The 13,030-nt window shown below is 53.6% G+C and carries 12 protein-coding genes and 1 tRNA gene; 1 reads left to right on the top strand and 12 read right to left on the bottom strand.

Translation table 11 applies throughout. The features are described 5' to 3' along the window. Positions 1 to 379 precede the first annotated feature (379 nt). From rnc to PORAS_RS01490, 3 genes are all read right to left on the bottom strand, one after another. Positions 380 to 1,189: a ribonuclease III gene (gene rnc, locus PORAS_RS01500; RefSeq protein WP_245528037.1), complete on the bottom strand. Its 810-nt coding sequence runs from the start codon at positions 1,187 to 1,189 to the stop codon at positions 380 to 382. A 147-nt stretch (positions 1,190 to 1,336) separates the two neighbouring features. Further along, on the bottom strand, positions 1,337 to 2,590 hold the full coding sequence (gene fabF / locus PORAS_RS01495; RefSeq protein ID WP_004331309.1) for a beta-ketoacyl-ACP synthase II: 1,254 nt from the start codon (positions 2,588 to 2,590) through the stop codon (positions 1,337 to 1,339). A gap of 243 nt (positions 2,591 to 2,833) precedes the next feature. Beyond that, positions 2,834 to 3,073 (bottom strand): acyl carrier protein, encoded by a 240-nt coding sequence (locus PORAS_RS01490; RefSeq protein ID WP_004331282.1) that lies wholly within the window; start codon positions 3,071 to 3,073, stop codon positions 2,834 to 2,836. Between the two features lie 197 nt (positions 3,074 to 3,270). On the opposite strand from PORAS_RS01490, the gene purN reads away from it, so the two are divergent. Then, positions 3,271 to 3,858, top strand: a complete 588-nt coding sequence (gene purN / locus PORAS_RS01485; RefSeq protein WP_013759914.1) for a phosphoribosylglycinamide formyltransferase — start codon at positions 3,271 to 3,273, stop codon at positions 3,856 to 3,858. A gap of 111 nt (positions 3,859 to 3,969) precedes the next feature. Here purN and PORAS_RS01480 read toward each other — a convergent pair whose 3' ends face one another. The 9 genes from PORAS_RS01480 to PORAS_RS01440 all read right to left on the bottom strand — a co-directional run bounded on the left by PORAS_RS01480 (position 3,970) and on the right by PORAS_RS01440 (position 12,996). Beyond that, positions 3,970 to 5,292 carry a DUF2130 domain-containing protein gene (locus PORAS_RS01480; RefSeq protein ID WP_004331312.1) on the bottom strand — a complete coding sequence of 441 codons (1,323 nt, stop codon included), beginning with the start codon at positions 5,290 to 5,292 and terminating at the stop codon, positions 3,970 to 3,972. A 409-nt stretch (positions 5,293 to 5,701) separates the two neighbouring features. Continuing rightward, positions 5,702 to 5,774 (bottom strand) — tRNA-Gly (locus tag PORAS_RS01475). 234 nt (positions 5,775 to 6,008) lie between these two features. Then, a complete protein-coding gene (gene rpsO, locus PORAS_RS01470; RefSeq protein WP_004331294.1) occupies positions 6,009 to 6,290 on the bottom strand; it encodes a 30S ribosomal protein S15 in 282 nt (93 codons plus the stop codon). 151 nt (positions 6,291 to 6,441) lie between these two features. Further along, complete coding sequence (locus PORAS_RS01465; protein ID WP_013759913.1) at positions 6,442 to 7,458, bottom strand: L,D-transpeptidase; 1,017 nt, start codon at positions 7,456 to 7,458, stop codon at positions 6,442 to 6,444. Positions 7,459 to 7,470: 12 nt separating this feature from the next. Further along, a complete protein-coding gene (locus PORAS_RS01460) occupies positions 7,471 to 8,142 on the bottom strand; it encodes a trimeric intracellular cation channel family protein (RefSeq protein ID WP_013759912.1) in 672 nt (223 codons plus the stop codon). 22 nt (positions 8,143 to 8,164) lie between these two features. Next, a complete protein-coding gene (gene udk, locus PORAS_RS01455; protein ID WP_013759911.1) occupies positions 8,165 to 8,800 on the bottom strand; it encodes a uridine kinase in 636 nt (211 codons plus the stop codon). Positions 8,801 to 8,818: 18 nt separating this feature from the next. Next, a complete protein-coding gene (locus PORAS_RS01450; RefSeq protein WP_013759910.1) occupies positions 8,819 to 9,883 on the bottom strand; it encodes a glycosyltransferase family 2 protein in 1,065 nt (354 codons plus the stop codon). Positions 9,884 to 9,901: 18 nt separating this feature from the next. Beyond that, positions 9,902 to 11,212, bottom strand: coding sequence for a tyrosine--tRNA ligase (gene tyrS / locus PORAS_RS01445; RefSeq protein WP_013759909.1), 1,311 nt, complete (start codon positions 11,210 to 11,212; stop codon positions 9,902 to 9,904). A 332-nt stretch (positions 11,213 to 11,544) separates the two neighbouring features. After that, on the bottom strand, positions 11,545 to 12,996 hold the full coding sequence (locus tag PORAS_RS01440; RefSeq protein WP_013759908.1) for a hypothetical protein: 1,452 nt from the start codon (positions 12,994 to 12,996) through the stop codon (positions 11,545 to 11,547). Between the last annotated feature and the right edge of the window lie 34 nt (positions 12,997 to 13,030).

The following is a 13,030-nucleotide window of genomic DNA, read 5'->3' as shown; positions in this document are numbered from 1 at the left end:
AACAAAAAATCTCCACGTGGGCGAGAAGTGAAACTTCGGAAGAATCAAACGATACGTCCGAGGAAATGATTCTCGCCTACGTGGAGATTTTTTGTTTCTTCCGTGGCCAATAAAAAATAGCCACGTGGGAATAGACTTCCTGTCGTGACTATCATAAAGAGACTGTTGCATAAAGGCGAATCGCTGTGTTGCTTTCTGGATTCGGCTTCGGTCACATACGGATGTATGCTCCCTTCAGACCTCACCCTCAGCGCCTTGCGCTTCATCCTTTCTGCAAAGTCTAGACAATCTTGCAAGCAAGATTGTGAGACTGTTGACTTTTGCAACAGTCTCATAAAAGGCTATCGGATGGAGCCACAGCCTCTAGAGATATAAGGACTTAGCCTCCGTGGCTCTGTATGGCTGAGTAGGCCTGCTGGAGTAGCTTGAGGGTGTCGCGTGCTGCCTCCTGCTGGGCGCGCTTCTTGCTACTGCCTGCGCCGCGCCCTACGGGCTTGCCATCGATCCAAACGCTGTAGATGAAGTGATCGTGCGGTGCCATCTCGTGCTCCTCGAGGCGGAACTCGTGAGAGAGGTGATGCTTCTGAACCCACTCAATCAGTTCGCTCTTATAGTTCTGAATGCTCGCCACCGTGTGAGCCTGCATGTCGCGATAGGTGGGGAGGATAAAGTCCCGGACGAACTCTTGCGTACGGGCGTAGCCCTGATCGAGGTAGATGGCGCCGATGAGTGCCTCTACGGTATTGCCGTAGATGTCTACCGAGTTGTCTAAGGCGCTTGGCACCATGATGATATAACGCTCCAGATGGAGGCGTCGCCCCACCTCGTTATTGACGGGACGGCTCACGAGCGAACTCTTGCACTTGCTTAGCTCGCCTTCGTCCCATGTGGGGTGGAGCTGATAAAGGTAGGTGCAGATAGAGGCTTCGAGGACTGCATCACCGAGGAACTCGAGCCGCTCATTATTGAGTTTCTCTCCTTCCTCTCCGACGATAGAGCAGGAGCGGTGACGCATAGCTAGGAGGTAGAGGTCTGTGCGGACCGGCACGATACCTATCCGATCGAAGAGGGTCGTCAGATTGGGTGTGCGCTGTGAGTTGTCTCCACGCAAGTTGCTCCACCAGTGCTGCCAGCGCTCGCTGAGCTCCTGGAGCCACATTCTGGTTCGAGAGAGTCTGATCAAACTCATAGCACTACCTCTCTAGGAGCCTCAAAAGAGCGACACCCCTTCACGCGTGTCTGCTCTAACGAGCGGATGCAGACAGGCGTGAGGAAGTGTCGCTGATAGATTGTCATAGGCTCTATGCGATGCGATCTACGTATAGTGAGTGCGCGCTTATCGAACCTTCTTGAAGATGACGCAAGCGTTGTGACCTCCGAAGCCGAAGGTATTGCTCATGGCTACGTTGACGGTGCGCTTTTGTGCCTTGTCAAAGGTGAAGTTGAGCTTGTAGTCTATCTGGTCGTCTTCATCTCCTGGCTCATGATTGATGGTCGGTGTGACGACATCTTCCTGGATGGACTTGACGATAGCCATAGCCTCTAGGGCTCCCGTAGCACCGAGCAGGTGTCCTGTCATAGACTTCGAGGAGCTGATGTTGAGGTCGTACGCTTTGTCGCCCCAGACGCTTTGGATCGCTTTGACCTCTGAGGCATCACCGACGGGTGTAGAGGTGCCGTGAACGTTGATATAGTCTACATCTTCGGGCTTCATACCAGCATCCTCTAAGGCACGGGTCATGACGAGCTTGGCTCCTAGTCCCTCGGGGTGGCTAGCGGTCAGGTGATAGGCATCGGCTGAGAGTCCGAAGCCGGCGAACTCTGCATAGATCTTAGCCCCACGAGCTACTGCATGCTCATACTCCTCAAGTATGAGGATCGCAGCTCCCTCGCCTAGTACAAAGCCGTCACGGCTCGCACTGAAGGGGCGAGAGGCGGTCTCGGGTGAGTCATTGCGTGTGGAGAGTGCATGCATTGCGTTGAAGCCGCCGATACCAGCGACCGTCACAGCAGCCTCGCTACCACCGGCGACCATCATCTTCGCCTTGCCTAGACGTATCATGATAGCGGCATCGATGATTGCATTGGTTGAGGAGGCACAAGCTGAGGCGACACTGTAGTTGGGTCCGTGGAAGCCGTACTCGATCGATACGAGTCCAGCAGCGATGTCGGAGATCATCTTCGGGATGAAGAAGGGGTTGAAGCGGGGCCCCCGCTCGGGATCATACTGCATGATCTCCTCCTGGAAGGTCTCTAGTCCTCCGATACCTGCGCTGATGATGACGCCGACCTCGTTCTTGTCGACATGCTCTAGGTCTACAGCAGAGTCTGCGATCGCCTCTTTTGTCGCTACCAGTGCGAGCTGTGTATATCGATCATAGCGGCGTACCTCCTTGCGGTCGAAGTGCTCTTCTGGATTAAAGCCTTTGACCTCACAGGCGAACTGGGTCTTGAACTTGGAGGCATCAAACTGTGTGATGGGAGCTGCTCCACTCTTACCGGCTAGCATGTTTTGCCAAGTGGTAGGAGCATCATTGCCAATGGGGGTGATGGCACCTAGGCCAGTCACGACTACTCTGTTAAATTGCATAGGCTATATCAAAGTCAAGCGTCAAGGATATGAGGAGTCTGCTGCTATGAGCAGCAGGTTCTAGCGGTGTAAACTGAATGTGGGGAAATGCACAAGGGCAAGCCCAGCACCCACGCTGGGAGATCTGAGACTTGCCCTCGGGCTCTGTATGTGCTACAGAGGATCTAGGTGGTCGCATAGCTATGCGACGAGACCTCTGTATCGTATGGTGAGGAGAGCACTCTGTCTACTCCTCGGGATGGCTTATGCTAGCTGCTTCTCGATGTAGTCGATAGCGTCGCCAACGGTCTTGATACCCTCAGCCTCCTCGTCGGGGATGGTCATATCAAACTCCTTCTCGAAGGCCATCATCAGCTCGACAGTGTCGAGTGAGTCAGCACCAAGATCGGTGGTGAAGTTTGCCTCACGAGTTACCTCTGAGAGCTCGACGTTGAGTTTGTCTGCTATTAGGTCTTTGACCTTGCTTTCTACTTCTGCGTTCATTGCTTAATAGGTTTATTTGATGAATAATTGATTAGTCATACTGGATCGGTAAGCCTCGGTGCAGACCGCTTGGCGCTGAGGCGTATCGTGTCCGCAGATTTAGCTGTACCTTTGTACACAAGAGACGTGAGAGCGTGCGAATGCCACTGCATTTTGCACACATGCGCCCCTTATGTGCAACAAATGTACGAATAAAAATGGAAACCATAGCTATCTTCGCCTCAGGCAATGGAACAAATGCGGAGGCTCTTGTTCACTACCTGGCTCATATCGACGACATTTCTGTCGCGCTTATAGCAACTGACAACCCCCACGCTGGAGTCCTCAAGCGTGCTGAGAGACTGGGCATACCGTCCCTCACCTTCCAGCGCAAGGAGATGCGAGACCCCGCTTTTGCTAAGCAACTTCGGGAGCAGTATCGGGTGACGGCTATTGTCCTGGCGGGCTTCCTGGGTTTGGTGCCAGAGAGCTTGCTGCGCACTTTCCCGCAGCGTATCCTCAACATTCACCCGGGGCTGCTGCCCGACTATGGAGGCAAGGGGATGTATGGCGATCGCGTCCATGAGCGTGTACTAGAGGATCATTGCTCCGTGAGCGGCATCACGATCCACCTCATCGACGACCAGTTCGATCGTGGCTCGACGCTCTGCGAGGTGCGTCTAGCGGTTCATCCCGATGACACGGTCGATACGCTCGCTGAGCGCATTCATCGTCTGGAGCATACTTACTACCCCGTGGTCGTCGCTGACTACCTCACACGTCCCGACCTCCCGCCACTCGTCTAGCGTAGCTAAATGAGACTGTTGACTTTTGCAATAGTCTCTTAATGATAGAGGGGACCCGATCGCACGGTAGCGGTCGAGTCCCCTCTCTATATATATGTCGTGTTCGATAGTTTAATCCTCTGAAGGCTGTTCGAGTGCGCGCTGCGCTTTGAGCTCCTTAAACTTCGCTTGCATGGTCGGATTCTTGTAGGTGAGCTTGCGAATGGTGAGCCCCTCCGCCTTGTCGTTGGCTAGGCGTAGGTTGTTTTCGCTACCGATGAGATGCTCCTTGATCTTCTGCAGATGCTTGATCGAACTGTCGATCTCTTCGATTGCCTTCTGAAACTTCTCACTCGCTAGGCGGAAGTTGCGTCCGAACTTGTCCTTGAACTCCTCTATATCCTCCTCAAAGTGTGTGATATCGATGGACTGTTGCTGCGCCTCGAAGAGCTGCTTGCGTATGTCGAGGCTCTTGCGTGAGGTGGAGACGAGGAGCGTGATCAGCGGTACGAAGAACTGGGGCCGGATCACATACATCTTCTCGTAGCGGTGTGACTTATCGACGATGCCACCATTGTAGAGCTCGTTGTCTGGCTCTAGGAGCGACACGAGGACGGCATACTCGCACCCTTTCTTGCGCCGATCCTCGTCGAGCTTCTTGAGAAAGTCTTCGTTGCGATGCTTCGTGGAGGTCGTGTCGGCTTCGTTTTTCATCTCAAACATGATGGAGATGTACTCTAGCTCATTACCCTCGGCATAGTCACGAAAGACAAAGTCTCCTTTGGTGCCACCGACCACATCGTTGTCCTTCTCAAAGTAAGCGTGGGGGTAGAAGGATCTCAGCTTCTGCTCAAACTCTAAGGCACAGTGCTGCTCGAGTGTCTCGCCGAGCATCTTGGTGGACATGCGGGTCTTGAGGTCTTTGTAGAAGTCTACCTCTCGCTCCAGCATCTTCTTCTCTAGCTCGTGCTGCTCTTGCAGTTGCTTGACTTCCAGCTGAGCCTCTTTGCTTTGTAGCGCCACCTGAGCTTGCAGAGCAGTGATCTCCTGCTCCTTGGCTTGTAGTGTCTTCTGGCTCTCGGCCTGCACCTTCAGGCGCTCATTATCTCGCAAGCTCTCCTGCTGCGCTAGCTGAGCGTGCAGCTCGGTGATCGTCTGCTCTTTGTTGGCCAGAGCCAGCTGCAGATCCGCTTGGCTCTTCTCGCCCATGGCGTCGAGCTTGCTCTGCAGCTGAACCAGCTGAGTGTCTCGCTGGGAGAGCTGCTCCTTGAGCGTCGCCTCGGCCTGCGCTACAGCTAGCTGCTGCGCCTGTCGGCTCTGCTCCTCTACAAGTGCCACGCGCTCTGCGAGTGCCTTGTCAAAGGCCTGACCACGCACCTGCTCTAGCAGCTGCGCATAGCCACGCTCATCAATACTAAACGGCTGATGGCAATTCGGACAAACCAATTCGTGCATAGGGGGAATTAGAGATTAGAGGTTAGAAGTTAGAGAGTAGAAGTTAGAGAGTCATCCGACCCGCCTCTCTCTACTTGAGACTGTTGCAAAAGTCAACAGTCTCACAATCTTGCTTGCAAGATTGTCTAGACTTTACAGAAAGGATGAAGCGCAAGGCGCTGAGGGTGAGGTCTGAAGGGAGCATACCTCCGTATGTGACCGAAGCCGAATCCCGAAAGCAACACAGCGATTCGCCTTTATGCAACAGTCTCCTACTTGCAAATATACATCTTCTCAGTCTAAGGCGGTGTAGAGAGCTTGGGCTAGTCAGCTCTTGACATACACTAATAAAACAAGATAAGCGTAGGAGCTGTGCGGCTCACTACGCTTATCTGTTCTTACTCTAAACCAATATCTGTATATATCGGAGAGCGGAAGACGGGACTCGAACCCGCGACCCCAACCTTGGCAAGGTTGTGCTCTACCAACTGAGCTACTTCCGCATTTCGGACACCCACTCTCTAATAATCCTCTCGTATATATTATGAGTACACAAACTCAAAACTTATAAGAGCCGTCGCTCTTCCTAACCACCGAGAGGTGCTAAAGGGCGCCCTGCCGATTTGTGAGTACAAAGGTACGAAAACTTTTTGAATCTGCAATAGCTTTGGAGGATTTATTTTTCGAATGTCCTCTTTCGGCTAATTTTTACCAGTACCTTCGGCTGGACGCGCTGCTTAGAACTTCGTCGTGTGACGGATGCCAAGGTCAGCGATGAGCTTACGATAACGCTCGATATCCTTCTTAGCGAGATAGTCTAGCAGACGACGACGCTTACCTACGAGCATCTTCAGGCTACGTGAGGTAGAGAAGTCCTTCTTGTTGTCCTTGAGGTGCTCCGTGAGGTGCTGAATACGATAAGTAAAGAGAGCTACCTGGCTCTCGACACTGCCTGTGTCCTGTGCTGAGGCTCCGTACTGTGCGAAGATCTCTTGCTTCTTGGTACTGTCTAGGTACATCTTGTTTATGAGGTTATTTGTGAGACATTCATATCATCCTCGCCACTCAATGCCCCACCTCAATGGGGCGACAATGAGTACGACGATGTATTTCGCCTGCAAAGGTACGAATAATATTTTATCTCGCAAGCCTACCCTACACAACAAAGGGTCACTCGATCACCACGATGAGCGTGGCGAGCGTGGGGCAGTTGTCATAAACAAACTTAGCGTGCGAACTGGCATTGCGGACGCACATGTGCGAGCGGGGCGTCGTGCCGAGCGATGGACTGTACTCAACGATCTTGCCCTTAGGATTGTTTACGGGGACACCATGTATATAGGCTCCGCAAGTGAAGCGACTAGCCCACGGCGCAAAGCCTGCGATGCGACTAGACCCGTCACTGGTGTAAAACATCTTCGGCTTCTTCTGCTGCAGGAGGAAGATGCCTAGAGGCGTCTCCTTAGCGTGGGGCGGCTTGTGACGCCCCGTCGTGGCGGGGTTGATGCTCCGCACGAGGTAGTGCGCTGGCGACTGACGCTCCAGCACGACGATGTGCTGGTTCTTGCGATCTACTACGACCACGTGAGAGAAGGTGACATCGGGCTTCAACAGCTGAACGTAGCGCCGTGGCACATACCACTCCGCCTCGGGAGACTCGACTCTGCCTTGCCAAAACTTGCTGCCCAAGGTGTCGGTCATCGCTATGAGCGTCCCATCGCGACCATAAAGCTCTGGCGTGAGGGTGTCCGAGGGGGCATAGAGTGGCACAGACTGATAGCGCTCCACACCGAGCGAGTCTGAGACTAGCTTGTAGCTATCGCGAGACCACGCTTTGGTCAGTGGCGCCTCGCCATTTGCGTTCTTATAGTTTTGCAGTACGCCCCACTGCTGTGGCTCTGCTTGTAGCTGCTCGATGCGTAGGAGCTGCGCTTGTATCTTATCCCACTGTATGGTGCGCGTCTTCTCCTTATATTCATAGGAGTCCTCGAGCGTATACTTATCAAAGGTTAGCTCCCGGTCGATGACAATCTGATCTGCCGTAAGCTCGGGCTGAGGCTCAGCCACGACCGTGTCTGCTATTGCGATCGTATCCGTAGGTGTCACCTCGGCACTGCTTTCAGTGGAGGGCTGGCAAGCCAGCAAGAGCGTGAGGGCGAGTGGTAGGAAGGTCATAATGTTTTTCATAAGAGATGTAAGTTACTTGGAGTTGCTGACTCCCTTGAGCTGTGGCAAGTGCCAGTGATAGTGCGCAGCGAGGATGCGGATCAGAATGATCAAGCCCGCTGACACAAGCTGTGCGTAGACTATATCTATAGGTATGAAGCGGAGCATCAGGGTGTATACGATGCCTCCGATGATACAGGCCAAAGCGTAGATATCTTGGCGACAGATGAGGGGCGTCTCGTTGAGGATAATGTCTCGCAGCAACCCTCCGAAGGAGCCGGTCACGGTACCCATGATGACCGCCACCCAACTGGGGAAGCCCATGGCGAGCGTCTTGTCGACGCCGACCACCACAAAGAGTCCCAGCCCGATAGCGTCAAAGACAAAGACCGTCGGAGCTGTGCGGATGACGATCTTTCGGAAGATATATACGTAGAGGAGCGCCACAAAGGTGATGATCATGTAGGAGGGTTGCAGCATCCAGAAGGGCGTCACTCCTAGGAATAGATCTCGTAGCGTACCTCCGCCTACAGCCGTCGTGACTCCCAGCACGTAAGCTCCAAACCAGTCCATCTGCTTGGTCGACGCTAGGCGTATGCCAGAGATAGCGAAGGCGAAGGTCCCGATGAAGTCTAGAATCCTCGTCACCGTAATCTCAGACCATACGAGAGCTGAGAGATCGAAGCCTAATATCTGATCCAACATCTGTCCGCTAAATATTCAACCTCTAATGCTTAGCTCTTGAGGTGAGGAGTGAGCGCACATTGTCTATTAAGAGACGCACGGCAACGGAGTTAAAGCCGCCCTCCGGGATGATCAGGTCGGCGTAGCGCCGTGAAGGCTCGACAAACTCCTGATGCATCGGCTTGACCGTCGTGAGGTACTGCTCGATGACCGAGTCCACACTGCGTCCTCGCTCCTTGACATCGCGCTGTATGCGACGCGCTAGGCGCACATCATCGTCTGTCTGAACGTAGATCTTGACATCCATCAGATCACGCAGCTCTTCATTCTCAAAGATCAAGATCCCGTCGATGATCAGTACACAAGGCGGATCGATGGTGACCGTCTCGGGGATGCGGTTGTGATTGACAAAAGAGTAGACAGGGCGCTCCACGCTGTGCCCCTCACAAAGCTGGCTAATCTGCTCGCACATCAGCTTCGTGTCGAAGGCATCGGGATGATCATAGTTGAGCTTAGCACGCTGCTCCAGAGGCAGCTCATCGTGCGCCTTGTAATAGTAGTCGTGACTGAGGACTACGACATCCTCATCGACAAAGGTCTCCTGCAGACGGCGCACCAGGGTGCTCTTGCCCGAGGCAGTGCCGCCCGCTACGCCTATGATGATCGGTTTGTGCTTCATAGCTTCAGCGAAATAGTCTTATGGGTTTACTATAAATAGGTATCTCCGCGCAGCGCAGCGCTCCATAGTCTCTAGTAGGGAGTCGTACGAAGCTTCCGCTAGCGACACTTCTAGTCGAGTCCCCAGGGGAAAAGCCTCTACATCTGCGCTTAGCTCGGCAAGCGTCAGCGATATGGTCTGCGGTGCGGGTAGCGTGGTATGCGAAGCTCTCTTTTTGCGACGACAAAGCGCTAAGCGACGCTGTAGATTGATGGCAGCAAGTACGAGTGGCGTGGTCACATGTCGACTCCACCAATTCTCCCCCTGATGCTTGAGATAGAAGAGGCGCATCGCTCCGTAGAAGTTCTCTTCGTAGCGCACCCTGTCGACCGCCTGCTCCGACTCGCCCTTGTAGTGGAGCACTGGTGTCGGGAGGTAGTAGTTGTGGTAACCCGCCTGCTCTATTGTGTAGCAGAGATCTATGTCCTCGCCATACATGAAGTAGCGCTCGTCTAGTCCGCCCACCGCTAGGTATAGTGACCGTCGCATCATCAGGAAAGCACCCGTCAGCACCGGCACCTGCTGCACCTCATCAGGCGAGAGATGCCCCTGGTAGTAACCATTGAGCCACGCAGAGTGAGGAGCCATGCGGTAGAGACGTGTGAAGCGGCAGAAGCTATGCCACAGCGTAGGCACGCCCCGCTTACACTCGGGGTGCATCACGCCAGACTGATTAATGAGTCGAGGACCCACGGCACCAGCATCGGGATGGGTCTGGAGAAAAGTCAAGCAGTAGGCGAGTGTCGACTCACCCACCAGCGTATCGGGGTTGAGTAGTAGGAGATAGTCGCCATGCGCCTCGGCGATCGCTTGGTTGTTGCCACGGGCAAAGCCTCCGTTCGTAGCACTCTCTAGTAGCTTGACCCTAGGCTCCGCACCAAAGGCTGTGCGGAGACGAGTCATCGAGTCATCGCCCGAGGCATTGTCCAGCACGATCACCTCTACCTCTCCGTCCAGCCGACGACAACTAGCCAGCACCGAGCGAACCGCCTCGATGGTCAGCTGCGGCACCTTGTAGTTGACTAGAACGACCGAGAGGAGCATAGGGCTTCCCTTTTTATGCTAGGCAGAGACCGTGATGAGGTAGTAGTTCTTCTTACCTCGCTGCACGATCAGATACTTGCCAGCGATCAGGTCATCGGTGGTGACCACACAATCTTGGTCAGCGACCTTCTCCTTGTTGAGGCTAATGCCGTTCGAAGCGATCAGCTTGCGCAGCTCGCCCTTGGACTTAAAGATCGGTGCATGCTCTACCAGTAGATCTAGCAGCTTCACACCGTCTGCCTGCTCTAGGAGCGTCCGGCCGACGTTGTAGTTTGGTACGCCTGCCATCACCTCCTTGAGTAGCTCCTCCGACATCTGACGTAGCTGGTCGTGCGTGTTATTGCCAAAGAGTATCTGCCCAGCCGACATGCTCTGCTCATAATCCTCACGTCCGTGAACCATGACCGTGAGCTGCTCGGCGAGCGTATGCTGGAGTAGGCGCTCATGCGGTGCCTGACGATGACGCTCTATGAGCGAGTCGATCTCCTCCAAGGGGATGCTGGTAAAGATCTTGACAAAGCGCTCGGCGTCCTCGTCGGAGACATTGAGCCAGAACTGACAGAAGGTGTAGGGTGACGTGTAGCGACGATCTAGCCAGACGTTGCCTTGCTCTGTCTTGCCAAACTTCGTGCCGTCAGCCTTCTTGATCAGTGGGCAGGTCACGCCAAAGGCTTCACCACCCTCGATGCGGCGTATCAGCTCCGTGCCAGTTGTGATATTACCCCACTGATCAGAGCCACCCATCTGCACACGGCAGCCGTACTCACGGTAGAGGTGCAGGTAGTCGTAGCCCTGGAGGAGCTGGTAGGAGAACTCGGTGAAGGAGAGTCCCGCCTCGGCATTCGCCTCAAGGCGTCGCTTGACGCTATCCTTCGCCATCATATAGTTCACCGTGATATGCTTACCGATGTCTCGGATGAAGTTGAGGAAGCTGTAGTCCTTCATCCAGTCGTAGTTGTTCAGTAGTAGTGCCTTATTGGGAGCGTCAGACTCAAAGTCGAGGAAGTGCCCCAGCTGTCGACCGATGCACTCCTGATTGTGTCGGAGCGTATCCATATCTAGTAGGTTGCGCTCTTGGGACTTCATCGAGGGGTCGCCGATCATACCGGTAGCACCACCCAGTAGAGCTATAGGTCTGTGTCCAGCACGCTGCAAGTGTCGTAGCATCATCACGCCGACGAGGTGACCGATGTGGAGCGAGTCAGCCGTCGGGTCAAAGCCCACGTAGGCCGTTGTCAGGTGCTCCGTGAGTTGCTCTTCGGTGCCTGGCATGATGTTATGAATCATCCCACGCGCCTTCAGTTCGCTAATCAGTGAGGAGTGGCTCATAGTTATTCATTTGTATTACTTAGGTTACAAAGGTACGAATTATTACTAGCTAATAGACGTTTCCTCCCTTGGAACTAAAAAGTTCCTCCGTTGGAACTAAAAAATTCCTCCGTTGGAATTAAAGAGTTCCTCCCTTGGAACTAAAAAGTTCCAAGAGGGAAACTTCTTTTGGAACTCGTATGTATAAGTAGTAGAGTATGATACGGCTAACGAGGAGGGCGACTCCTACTCAGCCACTCTCCCAAACTCTCTAGACGACAACGGGCGGACTCACTACATGGTGAGCCCGCCCGTACTATTGTGTTGTCGATGTTATATCGCTCGGTCTAGCACTATCGCTTTAGGCGTCGTGCCAGTGGAGCCGATGCTCTGTTGAAGTCCTCGATAGGACTGAAGCTGATATTTGTAATACCAGTCACAGCACCATCATCGATCTGCACCATCACACCCTCCTGCTCGTTGACATAAGTAGGTAGGAGTATGGTCCTCTTAGGATCATATACGAAGCCTCGACGCTCTAGGCGATCCACAATCATAGGTGAGTGTAGTGCTCTGAGGTCGGTACAGACAACGAGTGCAGCGCCATAGAGTGGGTCGGTGTCAGAGGGTAGCAAGATGATCGTCGGGAAGTACTTACAGCGTGTCTGTACTGCTGGGAAGGGCATATCGTCGGCCAGCATATCAACGACAGCTGCCGTGTAGTCCTGGTTAGCGTATTCCTTCATGACAGTCGCTAACGTGTCTCTATCGAAGCCAAAGAGAGGCATCGGGAAGTCCACCTCTTCATAAGGCATCTTGTCGTCAAGGTTCTCAACATAGTATTGAATCCCAGGGCGGAAGGTTGCCTTAGCCGTCTCGTCCTTAGGGATATTCATATCGATGTGAGCGACGAGCTTGAGCGCCTTGTCGTAGTAAAGAGAGTTGCCCTCCTTATCTTGTAGACCTGAAGGTCTAAAGCCTTGTGCCGTCAGGTAGGCATCGATCTGCTCAGGCGTGGGGCGATGAAGTGTGTCGCAAGAGACCTTGCTCTCCTCGAGGAAGTGGTTTGTCTCAAGATCAAGCCAGTAGGTGGTCTGTGTGTACACCTCGTGTCCCGTCTTGAACTTGTAGACGCCCTTGTCAGGCTTGCTCGCCTCTGCATCGTAAGTGTGACCCATACGAGCCTCAAAGAGCTGAACCATCTCTAGGGTAGCCCCGTAGGGTAGGAGAGGCATCCAGATACCGGTAGTCTGATCCTGAAGGGGATCGACACGTAGCCAGTTGGTCTTCTTGTTGTCGTTGCTAGCCCACCAGAAGATCGGCTCAGTCTGCTCACCATCCACGAGGACGACTGAGGAGACACGGCTACCGCGCGGTGCGCTGATGTAGATCTCTTCCGAAGCCTTGGCGGTGCGGAGGTCGCTCTTGACGAAGCCATTGTTGAGCAGATACTCCTGGATAAACTGCTTGGCACTCTCTTGCGAAGCAAACTGTACACGAGCTACCTGATAGTGACTGCTCTTGTCAAAGTAGTAAACGATCTCTCGTACTGCCGAGGTATCTTGAGGCGTAGCGGTCAGGGTCATCAGCTCGTCTGTGCGCTTGACCTTGTTACCGCGTCCCTCCTCGATCTGAGTCACCTCATCGAGGGTGATGCCGTAACGCTCTATGGGAAGTAGCCACTGTGAGATCTTTTCAGGCTCTCTTGGCGTGTCACCACCTGTGATCGGATTATCCCAGTCACAACTAGTGAGGGTGAGTGCTCCTGCTATGAGGAGCAGGAGGATTGATGTGATTCTTTTCATAGGGGAAATGGTTTATAGTTAAACTGTTTAGTGT

It is taken from the genome of Porphyromonas asaccharolytica DSM 20707 (genome assembly GCF_000212375.1).
Taxonomy (GTDB): domain Bacteria; phylum Bacteroidota; class Bacteroidia; order Bacteroidales; family Porphyromonadaceae; genus Porphyromonas; species Porphyromonas asaccharolytica.
Note: the sequence above shows the minus strand (reverse complement) of the source record. Positions and strands in the feature narration are given on the sequence as shown.